This is a genomic window from Microbacterium sp. SL75, from assembly GCF_026625865.1.
Lineage (GTDB): Bacteria > Actinomycetota > Actinomycetes > Actinomycetales > Microbacteriaceae > Microbacterium.
Window position 1 is genome coordinate 221,304 of the sequence record NZ_CP113067.1, and the last position, 14,309, is coordinate 235,612.

The 14,309-nt window shown below is 69.4% G+C and carries 15 protein-coding genes and 1 tRNA gene; 6 read left to right on the top strand and 10 right to left on the bottom strand.

What is annotated here, in order from left to right:
• Positions 1-45: 45 nt before the first annotated feature.
• The gene (locus OVA17_RS00995) at positions 46-984 is read right to left on the bottom strand and encodes a DMT family transporter (protein ID WP_267787619.1); all 939 of its coding nucleotides are present in this window, start codon (positions 982-984) and stop codon (positions 46-48) included.
• A gap of 94 nt (positions 985-1,078) precedes the next feature.
• Complete coding sequence (locus OVA17_RS01000; protein ID WP_267787620.1) at positions 1,079-1,576, bottom strand: hypothetical protein; 498 nt, start codon at positions 1,574-1,576, stop codon at positions 1,079-1,081.
• 148 nt (positions 1,577-1,724) lie between these two features.
• Between OVA17_RS01000 and OVA17_RS01005 the strand changes: the two genes are divergently transcribed.
• The 3 genes from OVA17_RS01005 to OVA17_RS01015 all read left to right on the top strand — a co-directional run bounded on the left by OVA17_RS01005 (position 1,725) and on the right by OVA17_RS01015 (position 4,396).
• The gene (locus OVA17_RS01005) at positions 1,725-3,569 is read left to right on the top strand and encodes an amylosucrase (RefSeq protein ID WP_420712433.1); all 1,845 of its coding nucleotides are present in this window, start codon (positions 1,725-1,727) and stop codon (positions 3,567-3,569) included.
• A gap of 3 nt (positions 3,570-3,572) precedes the next feature.
• Positions 3,573-3,854, top strand: coding sequence for a hypothetical protein (locus OVA17_RS01010; RefSeq protein ID WP_267787621.1), 282 nt, complete (start codon positions 3,573-3,575; stop codon positions 3,852-3,854).
• A gap of 71 nt (positions 3,855-3,925) precedes the next feature.
• Positions 3,926-4,396 (top strand): nucleoside deaminase, encoded by a 471-nt coding sequence (locus OVA17_RS01015; RefSeq protein WP_267787622.1) that lies wholly within the window; start codon positions 3,926-3,928, stop codon positions 4,394-4,396.
• A gap of 23 nt (positions 4,397-4,419) precedes the next feature.
• Here the strand turns inward: OVA17_RS01015 and OVA17_RS01020 are convergent.
• From OVA17_RS01020 to OVA17_RS01030, 3 genes are all read right to left on the bottom strand, one after another.
• Positions 4,420-4,492, bottom strand: a tRNA-Thr gene (locus OVA17_RS01020).
• Positions 4,493-4,553: 61 nt separating this feature from the next.
• The gene (locus tag OVA17_RS01025; protein WP_267787623.1) at positions 4,554-4,931 is read right to left on the bottom strand and encodes a hypothetical protein; all 378 of its coding nucleotides are present in this window, start codon (positions 4,929-4,931) and stop codon (positions 4,554-4,556) included.
• Positions 4,932-4,972: 41 nt separating this feature from the next.
• Positions 4,973-5,953, bottom strand: coding sequence for a DsbA family protein (locus OVA17_RS01030; protein WP_210073759.1), 981 nt, complete (start codon positions 5,951-5,953; stop codon positions 4,973-4,975).
• Between the two features lie 212 nt (positions 5,954-6,165).
• Here OVA17_RS01030 and OVA17_RS01035 point away from each other — a divergent pair, with 212 nt between their 5' ends.
• Both OVA17_RS01035 and OVA17_RS01040 read left to right on the top strand, forming a co-directional pair.
• Complete coding sequence (locus OVA17_RS01035) at positions 6,166-7,269, top strand: ABC transporter ATP-binding protein (protein ID WP_103206182.1); 1,104 nt, start codon at positions 6,166-6,168, stop codon at positions 7,267-7,269.
• Positions 7,270-7,348: 79 nt separating this feature from the next.
• On the top strand, positions 7,349-8,671 hold the full coding sequence (locus OVA17_RS01040; protein ID WP_210073757.1) for a DUF4032 domain-containing protein: 1,323 nt from the start codon (positions 7,349-7,351) through the stop codon (positions 8,669-8,671).
• Between the two features lie 235 nt (positions 8,672-8,906).
• Here the strand turns inward: OVA17_RS01040 and OVA17_RS01045 are convergent, their stop codons facing one another.
• Genes OVA17_RS01045 through cysS form a run of 3 tightly spaced genes read right to left on the bottom strand, consistent with a single transcriptional unit; the run spans position 8,907 to position 11,959 of the window.
• On the bottom strand, positions 8,907-9,548 hold the full coding sequence (locus OVA17_RS01045) for an NAD(P)-dependent oxidoreductase (RefSeq protein WP_267787624.1): 642 nt from the start codon (positions 9,546-9,548) through the stop codon (positions 8,907-8,909).
• Positions 9,549-9,567: 19 nt separating this feature from the next.
• Positions 9,568-10,566, bottom strand: coding sequence for a 23S rRNA (guanosine(2251)-2'-O)-methyltransferase RlmB (gene rlmB, locus OVA17_RS01050; protein ID WP_267787625.1), 999 nt, complete (start codon positions 10,564-10,566; stop codon positions 9,568-9,570).
• Positions 10,559-11,959 carry a cysteine--tRNA ligase gene (gene cysS / locus OVA17_RS01055; RefSeq protein WP_267787626.1) on the bottom strand — a complete coding sequence of 467 codons (1,401 nt, stop codon included), beginning with the start codon at positions 11,957-11,959 and terminating at the stop codon, positions 10,559-10,561. The genes rlmB and cysS overlap by 8 nt, the downstream gene beginning before the upstream one ends.
• Before the next feature lie 66 nt (positions 11,960-12,025).
• Between cysS and OVA17_RS01060 the strand changes: the two genes are divergently transcribed.
• On the top strand, positions 12,026-12,487 hold the full coding sequence (locus OVA17_RS01060) for a GNAT family N-acetyltransferase (RefSeq protein WP_267787627.1): 462 nt from the start codon (positions 12,026-12,028) through the stop codon (positions 12,485-12,487).
• On the opposite strand, the gene ispD is transcribed toward OVA17_RS01060, so the two are convergent.
• Both ispD and OVA17_RS01070 read right to left on the bottom strand, forming a co-directional pair.
• Positions 12,484-13,686, bottom strand: a complete 1,203-nt coding sequence (gene ispD / locus OVA17_RS01065; protein WP_267787628.1) for a 2-C-methyl-D-erythritol 4-phosphate cytidylyltransferase — start codon at positions 13,684-13,686, stop codon at positions 12,484-12,486. The genes OVA17_RS01060 and ispD overlap by 4 nt on opposite strands.
• 48 nt (positions 13,687-13,734) lie before the next feature.
• Positions 13,735-14,217 (bottom strand): CarD family transcriptional regulator, encoded by a 483-nt coding sequence (locus tag OVA17_RS01070; RefSeq protein ID WP_056229249.1) that lies wholly within the window; start codon positions 14,215-14,217, stop codon positions 13,735-13,737.
• Positions 14,218-14,309 lie beyond the last annotated feature (92 nt).

A 14,309-nucleotide genomic window follows, 5' to 3' on the forward strand; every position in this document is an offset into this window, starting at 1 on the left:
GCCGCCGCGGGACTCCGGTCTTCGGCGGCGTCGTCGTTTCCGCCGTCAGCGACGGCGGCGGAACGGAACGGCGGCGACGGTCACTCCGCCGATCGCCACGGCCGCGGCGAGCAGAGCCACCAGGGTCGAGGGGGCCGCCGGCGCGGGCCACAGCGCGTCGAGCAGCACCGAGGTCGCGAGAAGTCCGACGACCGAGCCGAGACCGAGCAGCAGCACACCCGTGCGGCGCACCACGACCGACGACAAGAAGATGTAGATCACGCCCACCGCCCCGCCGATGTAGAGCCACGGCTCGGTCGGCACGGTGCGCGGCGCCCCCACGACCGCGACGTGCACGCCCGCGGCGATCAGCAGGACCACCGTTCCGCCGATGAAATTCACCAGCGTCGCGGTCAACGGGCTCTCCACGCGAACGCGCAGACGTCCGTTCGTGCCCTGCTGCCACGCCACGCCCGCACCCGCGATCACGGGGACGACGAGCATCCAGGGCGGAACCGCGCCGAGCGCGTCCCCCGACAAGCAGACGACGACGCCGGCGATCGCCAGCAGCGCACCGATCAGACGGCGCACGGTCACCGGAACGACGCCGGCCGGTCCGTACCCGATGCGATCGAGCACGAGCCCACCGGTGGTCTGCCCGGCGACGAAACCGACGGTGAACAGCGCGACGCCGATGGTCGCCACCGTCAGGCCCTGGCTCGCGACGGTGAACGCCCCGAGCAGACCGCCCAGCAGCATCCACGGCGGGATCGATCGAGACCGGATGCCGCCGACCAGACGCCCGAACCCGCGTCGGCCGCCGGGGATCAGCGCCGACAGCGCGATGAGGATGAGCAGGCCCGAACTGAACGAGATCGCGGCGGCGACGAAACCGTCCCCCAGCTCCGCACCGAGACTGCCGTTGATACGCGCCTGGAGCGCGGTGAGGGCGCCGATGAGCACCGCTCCTCCGACGGCCAGTCCGACCGAACCCCGCTCCGCCACGGCTCTCCCCTCGCGCCCCCGCGCGGGAGCCACCGTCGATCGTACGACGCGGGGTGGGGCCGAGCCGGCGGTCACCCGTCTCCCCGTCGCTCACTCACCCGGCTGCCAGAGCGTCCCGCTCCCGGCGATTGCGGACTGCTGCGCCGACGAAGATCGCGACGAGGGCGACGAGCGACAGCAGACTCACCGCATACAACGCAGCCCCGCCGACCGCGAAATCGCCACCGCTGATGCCGTAGGTGTCGGCGAGTCCCATCCTGGGGCCGAACGAAGCGACGAAGTACCCGGGCATTCCCGCGGCGAGCAGACCGAGGTAGCCCGCGACGGTCGGCCATACCCCGGCGCCGGTGACGGTGAACAGGACGAGGAAGACGACCGCGAACAGCGGGCCCAGTGCGATGATCGCGACGACGAACCCGTTCGGCGGGCCCTGATCCGCCTCCTCCACCGCGCGCCAGACCGCGTGGGCCGTGAAGCCCGGCACGGCCGCCTCGGGGTTCCACACGAGGATCTGCAAGAGGGCGATGCTCGCGTAGACCGCGACCACGACCACCCCCGTCGATGCGGCGACGAGGGACGACGGGCGACTCACGGATTCCGGGACTACGGGCCCATGATGACTCACGGTCTCGCTCCCCACCAGCGTCGCGGCACGTCGATGTCGACCGCGGTGGTCCGGATGCGTCAGGCTGTGACCCGTGACCCAGCTCCGCCCCGGCCCCGACGACGTCTCGCGCCTGATCGACGACCTCCGCGCGGCCGACGCCGACCGCGAGTTCCTCTCGCACGCCGAACAGCATCTCCCCCGCCTGCACGACCTCTTCACCCAGCTCTACGGCGATCGACCCGACGGCCTCGAGCGCTTGGCATCCGTCCTCGATCTCGCGCGCACCTCGTGGACGGCGCGCCCGCGCACGCTGAAGGCCCTCGACCGGGAGCGCGAGAGCGCGCCGGACTGGTTCGAGAGCGAGCGCATGCTGGGTGGTGTCTGCTACGTCGATCGGTACGCGGGCGGGCTCAACGGCATCCGGGATTCCATTCCGTACTTCCGCGAACTGGGCCTGACGTACCTGCACCTCATGCCGCTGTTCGAGAGCCCCGAGGGCAACAGCGACGGCGGCTACGCGGTGTCGAGCTACCGCCGGGTGAATCCGGCGCTCGGCACGATGGAAGAGCTCGCGGCCCTCGCGACCGATCTGCGCCGGGCGGGAATCTCGCTCGTGGTCGACTTCATCTTCAACCACACGAGCAACGAACACGAGTGGGCTCGCAAGGCCGTCGCGGGCGAAGCGGGGTACGAGGACTTCTACCTGATCTACCCCGACCGCGAGCTGCCCGACGCCTACGAGCAGACGACGCGCGAGATCTTCCCCGACGACCACCCGGGGTCGTTCGTTCAGCTCGACGATGGACGCTGGATCTGGGCGACGTTCTATCACTTCCAGTGGGATCTCAACTACGCCAACCCCGCGGTCTTCGAGGCGATGGCCGGGGAGATGCTCTTCCTCGCGAACCAGGGCGTCGAGATCCTCCGCATGGATGCCGTGGCCTTCATCTGGAAGAAGCTCGGCACGACCTGCGAGTCGCTGCCCGAAGCCCATCTGCTGCTGCAGGCCTTCAACGCGGTGCTGCGTATGGCGGCTCCGGGTCTGCTCTTCAAGTCGGAGGCCATCGTGCACCCCGACGAGGTGGTCTCGTACATCTCGCCGGAGGAATGCCAGATCTCCTACAACCCCCTGCAGATGGCCCTCACCTGGGAGGCGCTCGCCACTCGCGACGGCCGACTGCTGCAGCAGGCGCTCGAGCGCCGCCACGCCCTGCCCGCCGGCACCGCGTGGGTGAACTACGTGCGCAGCCACGACGACATCGGCTGGACGTTCGCCGACGAGGATGCCGCGGAGCTCGGCATCGACGGCTACCCGCACCGCCGCTTCCTCAACGACTTCTACGTCGGCCGTGCCGAGGGATCGTTCGCGCGCGGCGTGCCGTTCCAGGAGAACCCGCGCACGGGCGATGCCCGCGTCACGGGCACCACCGCGTCGCTCGCGGGTATCGAGGCGAGTGACGCCGGAGGGGAGGACCGGGTCGTTCTCGCCCACGCCCTGGCCCTCTCGAGCGGCGGCATCCCCCTGCTCTATCTCGGCGACGAGGTCGCCCAGCTCAACGACTACTCGTTCGCCGAGCGGCCGGAAGAAGCGGGCGACAGTCGCTGGGTAAACCGCCCCTTCCGTCCCGAGCAAAATTACGAGGATCGAACGGATGCCGGCACACCGGCCGGCCGCGTCTACTCGCGGCTGTCGCGTCTCACCGAGGTGCGCCGGTCCACGCCGGAGTTCGCGGGCAACGAGCTGATCGCCTTCGGAGCGAACACGGCGTCCGTCGTGTCGTTCCTGCGCCCGGGCGACGGGTTCTCTGTCCTCGTGCTCGCGAACGTGGGTGACTCGTCCGCAGAGATCGATGCGCTGACCCTGTCGGGAATGGCGCCGGAGTCCCTCGACCTCGTGTCGTCGCAGCCCGTCTGGCTGGGCGCCGGTCTCACCCTCGCGCCCCACGGCGTGCGGTGGCTGCGCGTGCGGATGCGCTGAGCCGTGTCCGACGATCCCGGTGGAGCACGCAGCCCCGCGTGGCACGTGGGCGCGTTGGCGGCGGGAATCGTCGCGATCGCGACATCGGTGTGGGCGCCGCCGGGACTGATCGGCGACCTGCTCGTACTGGTCGTCGCGGTCTGCGCGCTGCTCTTCTCGCTGGACGCGAGCCGTCGGCGGGGGCCGCTGCGCGGGGCCGCTATTGCCGGGGCGTTGTTGGCGGGGCTGGCGATGATCGTGGCGGCGGCCGTGTTTCTCGTCGCTCTCGCGAAGGCGTTGCCGTGACCCGCATGGCACGATGATCACCGCAGGGGCAAGGGCCGCTTCCCCGGGCTAGGGACGCCTAGCGTGAGGCCATGAACGACGCCGAACTGTCCGCCCTCACCATCTCTCGCGCGAGGGAGAACGTGCAGAACGGCGGCAAGCCCTTCGCCTGCCTCATCGTGAAAGAGGGCGAGATCGTCGTCGAGGCGGTCAACCACGTCGCACAAGACGGCGACCCCACGGCGCACGCCGAGATTCGCGCCATCCGCGCCGCCGCAGAGCGGGGAATCACCGACCTGTCGGGCTACAACATGTTCGTCACCGCCTACCCCTGTCCGATGTGCCTCGGCGCCGTGTACTACGCGCAGCCCGACCGCCTCGTCTACGCGGTGACGAGGGAGCAAGAGGGTGAGCACTACGAGGACGGCAACCGGCTCATGAGCCTCGCCACGTTCTACGACGAGTACGCCAAGCCCACGGACGAACGGACGCTACCGACGCAGCAGGTGTCGGTCGAGGGGGCTTCGCTGCCCTTCCGCGAATGGACAGCGCAGCACGGCTGAGCACGAATGAGCCAGGTACGAGGTGCCGGCTACAGGATTTGAACCTGCAACCCCCGTATTACAAGTACGGTGCGCTACCAATTGCGCCAAGCCGGCATGAGACGCGTGACGCCTCGATGGACGAGTCTAGAGCGGCGGAAGGGTCGCTCGAGACCGGTCAGATGCGGTGCTTCCCACTGTCGCGGTCCCATTCCAGGGACTTCCACTGCAGGAACGAGCACAGGTTGCCCGCCACCACGAGCTCGGCGGCCAAGCTCGCCATCTCGTGCGGCGACAGCGTCAGGTCTTCCGGGCGCGCCGTGAGGGTCGCCTCCCACAGAGGCTCGTCATAGCCCTGCGGCTGCATGTAGATCGACGCGCGTGCGTTCATCAGGTTGATCACCACGAGACCGGTGTCCTGGCTGTCGGCATCCTCCTGCTCGACGACCTTGAGCTGGCCTGCGAACAGGTGACCCTGGTCGCGGAACTCCTGCACCCATGCCTTCAGCTGCGTGAGGGACCGCCGCGGGGGCGAGTCCTCAAGCTCTTCGTTCATGTCACCAGAATCTCATACAGCGACGCATTCGCGCCGACGCCTCAGCCCGCGGGAGTGGCCGACGGCGAGACCGACGGCGTCGGGGTGGCGGTCGAGTAGTACGCGTTGCTGTCGACGGTGAGCACGAACTGGGCGAACTCCTTCGCGTCATCCATGTTGCCGACGTATTCGGTGCCGTTCACGAGCACGGTCGGGGTCGCGGTCAGCGCCTGTCCCTTCGTGCCGGGCAGACCCTTGATCGCACGATCGGTGGCGGCCTTGGCCCACGCCGTATAGGTCTCGCCCTCGATGCAGTCGCGGACCGCACCGATGTCGCTCACGCCGGCGCCCTGCGCCATGTCGGCGAGCTGCTGGTCGCTGTACCCGTCGGAGTCGACCGCGGGCTGGTTCGTGAGCAGCTCGTGGTTGTACGCGAAGAAGCGGTCCGACGAGTGCGTCGCCACGCACGCCGCGGCACCGGCCGCGCGCAGGCTGTACTTCGTGCCGTTCGACTTCGACGTCAGCATCGCCACCGGGTAGTACGTGAGGGTGGCGGCCTTGTCGCCGACCCACTTCGACAGCTGGCTCGCGTTCGCGGTCTGGAACTCGCGCGCCTCGGCCGACATGTAGTCGACGTAGACGCGGATGTCGACGGGCGCTGCCGTGCCCGTGGGCTCGGGGGTCGGCTCGGTCGCCGGTGCGGGCTCGGCGGCCGGAGGAGTGGCCTGTGCCGACATCGTCGCGGCGCTGCCGTCGACGGTCTGATCGGCGAGCGGGTCGGCCACCTGCGAGGCGCTCGTGATGACGAAACCGTCGTCGGTGGCGGCGTCGGGAAGCGCCTGCGAGCGAGACTCCCGCGAGTTCAGCGCGAACGAGACGCCCACGGCGCCGACGGCGATCACGGCGACGGCCCCGATACCCAGCAGCGAGCGACGCGCGATACGCCAGCGCGTCTGCTTCGCCTTGACCTGCTGCGCCTTCTCGCGCACCGCCTCACGGCGGTCGCGTTCTGCTGGCACATTCGGTGACTGGTCGTTGGACATGAAACCTTCCGGGCACGGACGATGCCGCATGAAATCAGGGGGGTCGCGCGGGTGGGGCGACGAGGATCGATGGTAGCCAGGCTGGCTGAGAAATGACCAGACACGTGCGATACTGACGAATGCGTCCAACGTCGGGCGCACGGGGTCGCCCCCGTTCATTCCATTCACTACGGATCGTCCGGCACGTACCTGCCGGTGAAGGAGAAGAGAAAATGGCGTCCGTCACCTTTGACAACGCAACCCGTCTGTACCCCGGCGGAACCCGCCCCGCGGTCGACAAGCTGAACCTCGACGTCGCAGACGGCGAATTCCTGGTTCTCGTCGGCCCCTCCGGCTGCGGCAAGTCCACCTCGCTGCGCATGCTCGCCGGTCTCGAAGAGGTCAACTCCGGACGCATCCTGATCGGCGACCGCGACGTGACCGACGTCCCGCCGAAGGACCGCGACATCGCGATGGTCTTCCAGAACTACGCGCTGTACCCGCACATGACGGTCGCCGAGAACATGGGCTTCGCGCTCAAGATCGCCGGTGTCGGCAAAGAAGAGCGCGCCTCGCGCGTGCTCGAGGCCGCCAAGCTGCTCGACCTCGAGCAGTACCTGACCCGCAAGCCCAAGGCCCTCTCGGGTGGTCAGCGTCAGCGCGTCGCCATGGGCCGAGCGATCGTCCGTCAGCCCCAGGTCTTCCTCATGGACGAGCCGCTGTCGAACCTCGACGCCAAGCTGCGCGTCCAGACCCGTACCCAGATCGCGTCGCTCCAGCGCCGCCTCGGTGTCACCACGGTCTACGTCACGCACGACCAGACCGAAGCGCTCACCATGGGTGACCGCATCGCCGTGCTCAAGGACGGCCTGCTCCAGCAGGTCGGCACCCCGCGCGACCTGTACGAGACCCCGAAGAACGTCTTCGTGGCCGGCTTCATCGGCTCGCCCGCCATGAACCTCTTCACCGCCGACCTCGCTGAGGGTGGCGTGCGCTTCGGCGACCTCGTCGTCCCCGTCGAAGCCGACACCATCGGCAAGGCCAACGGCTCCGCGGTCACCATCGGCGTCCGTCCGGAAGACATCCAGGTCGCCCCCGCCGACGGTCGCGGCCTCTCGGTCGTCGTCGACCTCGTCGAGGAGCTCGGCGCCGACGGCTACCTCTACGGCCACACCGACATCAACGGCAAGCGCACCGACCTCGTCGCTCGCGTCGACGGTCGCCGTCACCCCAACGCGGGCGAGACGGTCGTGCTCGCGCCGGTTCCCGGCCACGTGCACGTCTTCGACGTGGAGACCGGCGACCGCCTCACCGACCGGGCCATCGCTTCGGCCTGATCCACGCACCGACGCGGCGCGTCCCCGATCCCGATCCGTCGGGTCGGGGGCGCGCCGCACTGTTTTCCCGGAGGTTCCCGTGTCCGAATCCCTCAGCATCACGGCGAGCACCGTCGACCCGGGCCTGTTGCAGCTGCCCTGGTCGACCGCTCTCGCCGACTGGCCCAGCAGCCACATCGTGGCACTTCCCAAGGGCATCTCGCGGCACCTCGTGCGCTTCGCAAACCTCTCCGGTCGCGTCGTCGCCATCAAAGAGACCACCGAAGAGATGGCCCGGCGCGAGTACGACATGCTCGGCAATCTCGACCGCCTCGATGCCCCCTGCGTCGACCGTGTCGCCGTGATCGCCGGGCGCACCGACGCCTCGGGTCGCCCTCTTCCCGCGGCCCTCGTCACCTCGCACCTGCGCTTCTCGCTCCCCTACCGCGCGCTGTTCACGCAGGTGCTGCGCCCGCACACCGCGACGCGTCTCGTGGACGCTCTCGCGGTGCTGCTCGTACGCCTGCACAACGTCGGCTTCTACTGGGGTGACGTATCGCTGTCGAACACGCTGTTCCGCCGCGACGCCGGCGAGTTCGCGGCGTATCTCGTCGACGCCGAGACGGGCGAACTGCACGGCAACCGCCTGACGCCCGGTCAGCGCGCGCACGACCTCGATATCGCCCGCATCAACATCGCTGGCGAGATCATGGACCTCGAGGCCGGCGGTCGCCTCGAGGGCGGAGTGGATGCCGTGGCCATCGCAGACGGCCTGGTGTCGTCGTACCACTCGCTGTGGGGCGCCCTCACCGACAGGGAGTCCTTCGCCGTCGACGAGTCGTGGCGCATCACCGAGCGCGTGCACCGTCTCAACGCCCTCGGCTTCGACATCGGTGAGATGTCGATCCGCACGGCGAGCGACGGCACGAAGGTGTCGATCCAGCCCAAGGTCGTCGATGCGGGTCACCACCAGCGCCGTCTGCTGCGCCTGACCGGGCTCGACGTCGAAGAGAACCAGGCCCGCCGTCTGCTCAACGACCTCGACGAGTTCCGCGCGCGCGTCTCACGTCTCGGCGCTGACGAAGAGATGGTCGCGCACGAGTGGCTGACCCGTGTGTTCGAACCCATCGTCATGGCGATCCCGTGGGATCTGCGAGCCAAGCTCGAGCCCGCCGAGGTGTTCCACCAGGTTCTCGAGCACCGCTGGTACATGTCGCAGGCGCGCGGTCGCTCCGTCCCGCTCGCCGAGGTCGTGAGCTCCTACATCGACGACGTCCTGCGCCACCGCCGCGACGAGGCGACGGTCATGGGCCCGCCCACCGACACGATGTCGCTGCCGACGATCTCCGACGCCGATGCCCCCGCAACCGGCGAGGTGCCCACGACCGACACCGACTCGGTCGACTGGCGAGACCTGGTCTGACGTCGCCGCCGAGCCCTCCGTCCGCACCAGTCCCGTGTTCGCGGCACGATCGCGAAGTCACGCGATCTCGCCGAGATCACACGCGAAATCGTGTCTTTTCGTCCAGATCGCGTGTCCTCGCGGCGGAGAGGACGCGCGGACGAGCGCAGCGGCGCGAGCACCGCACCCCACGAAACGACGAGGCCGTGGCATCCGGAATCGATCCAGGATGCCACGGCCTCGGTGCGTCGTGGGCTCAGTACCCCACGGTGAAGCGCCCGCGCGTGTGCTTCGGGTTCTCGATCTCGTCGAGGACGGCGATGGCGAAGTCGGCGCCGCCGATGAACGAGTTGCCCTCGCCGTCGACCACCAGCACGTCGCCGCCGTCGCGGTACGAGCCGGTGCGCTCGCCCGGCGCCCACGAGCCGAAGCCGCCGGCCGGGTGCACGTAGAACCAGTCGCGCCCGGTGTCGTCGGCCTGGAGATCCTCGAGGATGCCGATCGCTTCGCGCGCCTCGGGCTTGTACTCCTCGGCGAAGCCGTCGGTGTCGATCAGGCGCGGGCCGCCCTCGACGACGAGCGAACCGCCGGCGCCGCCGATGACGCCCACGCGGACGTTCTCGGGGAGCGCGGTGACGAGCTCGGCGATCGCGGGGCGGAGCTTGCCCTCCATGTCACCGCGGGGAGCGGCGGCCGACACCACGACGTCGACGCCCTCGAGCTGGGCGACGAGACCGGGGACGTCGAGGACGGTGCCCTCGAGGTAGGTCGCACCCTCGATGCGCTCGGTGGGAACCGAGCGGGCGATCGAGACGACCGTGTGGCCGCGGCGGACGGCCTCGGTCACGATGTGGCTACCGGCGTAACCGGTGCCTCCGATGACGGCGATGCGGGGCATGAGCGTTCCTCTCGAAGGGTCAGACGGTGCCGCGGAGCGTCGACACCTGGTACAGGGCGACGGATGCCGCGATGCCGGCGTTCAGCGACTCGGTTGCGGCGGAGATGGGGATCGACACGACCTGATCGCACGTCTCGGTGACCAGGCGCGACAGGCCCTTGCCCTCGGAACCGACGACGATCACGACGGGACGATCGGCGAGCTCGAGGGCGGGGAGTGACACGTCACCGTCGCCGTCGAGGCCGAGCACGAACACGCCCTGCTTCTTGAACTCCTTGAGCGTGGCCGTGAGGTTGGCCGCGAGGGCGACGGGGATGCGCGCGGCGGCCCCGGCGCTGGTCTTCCAGGCGGCGGAGTTGACGCTCGCCGATCGACGCTGCGGGATGATCAGGCCCTGGCCGCCGAACGCGCCGGTGGAACGGATGATCGCTCCGAGGTTGCGAGGGTCGGTGACACCGTCGAGCGCGACGAGCAGTGGAACCTGACCGCGGTCGACGATCTGCTCGAGCAGGTCCTGGGGGTGGGCGTAGGCATACGGGGGCACCTTGAGCGCGACGCCCTGGTGCACGCCGTCGAAGCCGGCCATACGGTCGAGTTCGGGACGCGTGACCTCGAGCACCGGGATGCCGCGGTTCGTCGCCATCGACAGCATCTCTTTGACGCGGTCGTCCATCTCGATGCGCTGGGCGACGTACATCGCCGTGGCGGGAATCTTGGCCCGCAGCGCCTCGAGGACGGAGTTGCGACCGGTGACCGTCTCGGTGTCGTCGGCCGCCTTCGGGCTCTTGCGATTCGGGTTGCTCCCCACCGCGCGCACGCCCGGCTTCGCCTTGCCACCGGCGGCGGCGTAGCGCTCCTGGGCGGCTTTGCGCTTGCCCGCGGGGTGCCAGGCGCGGTCTTCGGCCTTCGGGGTGGGTCCGCGCCCTTCGAGTGCCTTGCGGACGTGGCCGCCGGTGCCCTTGAGGGGCCCCTTCTTCTTGCCGGGGTTGCGTGCTCCCGGGCGTCCAGGCTTAGCCATCGATACTCCAATGCGTTCCGGCCGGAGTGTCCTCCAGCGTGATTCCTGCGGCGGCGATCGCGTCTCGAATGCGATCCGCGGCCGCCCAATCCTTGTCCGCGCGCGCTTGCGCGCGCTGCGTGATCATCGTCTGGACGAGGGCGTCCAGAGCGGCGGTCTGCGCTCCCCCGCCGGTGTCACCCCACTGAGAAGAGTGGGGGTTGATCCCCAGGACGAGCGTCATCTGCATGACATCCATGACGTCCTGCTTCGCCTCATCGTACTTGCCGGCGTCGAGCAGCGCATTTCCCGATCGGATGCTCGTGTGGATCGCGGCCAGCGCCCGGGGTACGGACAGATCGTCGTCCATGGCCTCGACGAACTCCGCCGGCAGTGCATCGGTCGCCTCGGACCACCCCGGTTGCACGAGACGCTCTGCCCGGTCGAGGAAGGTCCGGATCCGGCCGAGGGCCGTCTCGGCCTCGGTCCATGACGCCTCGCTCAGGTCGAGGTTCGAACGATAGTGCGCCGCGGCGAGGGCGTAGCGCACCACGAGCGGGTCGTGAGCGGCGAGCACGTCGGCGGCCAGGGTGAAGTTGCCGAGCGACTTGGACATCTTCTGCCCGTCGACGGTGACGAGGCCGTTGTGCACCCAGTAGCGCGCGAAGGAGTCCCCGGCTGCCGTCGACTGCGCGATCTCGTTCTCGTGGTGCGGGAAGCGCAGGTCGAGACCGCCGCCGTGGATGTCGAACTCGGGTCCAAGGTAGCGGCGCGACATCGCCGAGCACTCGATGTGCCAGCCGGGCCGTCCCGCGCCCCAGGGAGAGTTCCAGGTCGCGGATGCCGGCTCATCGGACTTCGCGCTCTTCCACAGGGCGAAATCGCGAGGGTCGCGCTTGCCCCGGGGATCGGCGTCGGACGCCGGCTCCATGGCATCCAGGCTCTGACGGGTGAGCTCGCCGTACGCGGGCCACGAGCGCACATCGAAGTAGACGTCGCCGGCGGCAGCGTAGGCGTGGCCGCGCTCGATGAGCTCGGCGATGAGCTCTTGCATCTGCGTCACCGATGCCGTCGCGCGGGGTTCGTAGGTGGGGGGAAGGATGCCGACGGCCTCGTACGCCCGCGAGAACTCCAGCTCCATGCGGTAGGCGAGAGCCCACCACGGCTCGGTTTCGGTCGCGTTGGCGAGGACCTTGTCGTCGATGTCGGTGACGTTGCGCACGAACGTGACTCGGCCGTAGCGGCGTTCGAGCCACCGGCGAAGCAGGTCGAAGGCCAGGGCCGCACGCACGTGGCCGATGTGCGGGCCCGACTGCACGGTGGGCCCGCAGACGTAGACCGTGACGTTCGAGGGGTCGAGGGGGACGAAGTCGCGCAGTCCCTGCGCCTTCGTGTCGTACAGCCGAACAGTCACCGGCCCAGCCTACCGGCCGCCCCCTCACGACCCCTGAGCGAAACATAGCGCCGCTAATGTGCGGGGGTGCCCCTTGTGATTCGCCCCGATGACCTGTCCGGAGACGCCACGCGCGCTCTCGTCGCCGCACACCTCGCCGGCATGCTCGAGAACACACCCGTCGAGAGCGTGCACGCCCTCGACGTGGACCGGCTCACCGCGGACGGCGTCACGGTCTGGTCCGCCTGGGTCGACGACGAGCTCGCCGGCATCGGTGCGTGCAAAGACCTGGACCTCGATCGCGCCGAGCTGAAGTCCATGCGGGTCGCCGAGGACTTCCTCGGCCAGGGCATCGGCCGCGCGGTCCTGCGGCACATCATGGACGATGCGCGCGAGCGCGGCATCCGGAGTCTCTGGCTCGAGACGGGGAGTACCGACGACTTCCTGCCCGCTCGTCGTCTCTACGCGAGCGAGGGCTTCGTGGAGTGCCCCGCGTTCGCGCCGTACAAGCCCGACCCGCTGTCGACCTTCATGACCCGCGAGCTCTAAGCCGGCACGAGGAGGGCCGTCGCGAAAGCGGCGACCCCCTCGGAGCGCCCCGTGAAGCCGAGTCCGTCGGTCGTCGTGGCGCTCACCGACACCGCCGCACCGCCGAGGGCCGCCGACAGCGCCCGCTCCGCCTCGACGCGACGGGACGCGAAACGCGGGCGGTTCGCCTGCACCTGCACGGAGACGTTCCCGATGCGCCACCCGGCCGCCGACAGGAGTCCGGCCGTGTGGGCGAGGAACGCCGACGCGTGAGCACCGGCGAACTCGGGCCGGTCGGTGCCGAAGTGCGTGCCGATGTCGCCGAGACCGGCCGCGGCCAGAAGCGCGTCGACGATCGCGTGCGCCACGGCGTCACCGTCGGAGTGTCCCGACAGCGCCTTTTCGCCCGGCCACTCTAGACCCGCGAGCCACAGCGTGCCCTCTCCCCCGAAGCCGTGCACGTCGGTGCCGATGCCCACGCGCGGCGCCGAGTGGGTCGACGGGGGGACGACGGATGCCGCGGGGCCCGTCTCGAGAAGTGCACGAGCGCGGTCGAGATCGGGGCCGGTCGTGATCTTGAACGCCACCGCGTCTCCCTCGACCGTGACGACGGGGTGCCCCGCTGCCGCGACCGCGGCCGCGTCGTCGGTGTGATCGGAGTCGACCTCGGCCAGAGCCGCCTCGAGAACCGATCGAGCGAATCCCTGCGGTGTCTGAGCCGCCGCGAGCTCCGTGCGATCGACGGGGCCGATCACGCGACCTTCCGCGTCGACGCGCTTGATGGTGTCGACGACGGGGAGGACCGGGATGACGGCAGCGGCTCCGGCCTCGACGGCCTGGACCACGCGATCGAAGACGGCGGGCGGCGTCAGCGCACGCGCGGCGTCGTGCACGAGCACGATCTCTACGTCGCCCCAGAGCGCGCTGAGCCCCGCGGCAACCGACTCCTGCCGAGTCGCCCCGCCCACCACGACGGTGACGAGGTCGGCGCGGTCTCCCGCGGCATCCCGCGCATCGGCCAGCGCCTCGCCCTCGTACCCCCGCGGCACGACGATGACGACCTGCGCAGACGTCGCGGCGAACACCCCGCGCAGAGCGTGATGCAGAATCGACCTCTCGTCGATGCCGACGAACGCCTTCGGCGCACCACCCTGCAAACGGGTACCGGAGCCGGCGGCGACGACGATGACCGCGAGACGCGGGACGGGGGTGAGAGTCACCCGTTCACGCTAGCGCGCCGCCACGAACGGGCGACGCACCGAGCGGGATCAGGACGCGAGGACCTCGTCGAGCACGACGCTCGCGCGGTCTTCGTCGGTCTTCTCGGCGAGAGCGAGCTCGGACACCAGGATCTGGCGCGCCTTCGCCAGCATGCGCTTCTCGCCGGCGGACAGGCCGCGGTCCTGATCGCGGCGCCAGAGGTCGCGAACGACCTCGCTGACCTTGATCACATCGCCCGAAGCGAGCTTCTCGAGGTTCGCCTTGTAGCGACGCGACCAGTTGGTCGGCTCCTCGGTGAAGGGTGCGCGGAGCACCTCGAAGACACGGTCGAGACCCTCTTTGCCGATCACGTCACGAACGCCGACAAGGTCGACGTTGTCAGCCGGGACCTCGATGACGAGGTCTCCCTGGGTGACGTTGAGCTTCAGGTATTTCTTCGTCTCGCCCTTGATAACGCGTTCCTTGACCTCGATGATCGTGGCCGCGCCATGGTGCGGGTAAACGACGGTCTCGCCAACCTCAAAAAGCATGGAGTTATGTCCTTTCGGCAACATCCAGGATACCACAGGCCCGCATGCGCTAAGGTTCCGCCCTCCCCGCAGACTCCTCCCCTCGTGCGCGT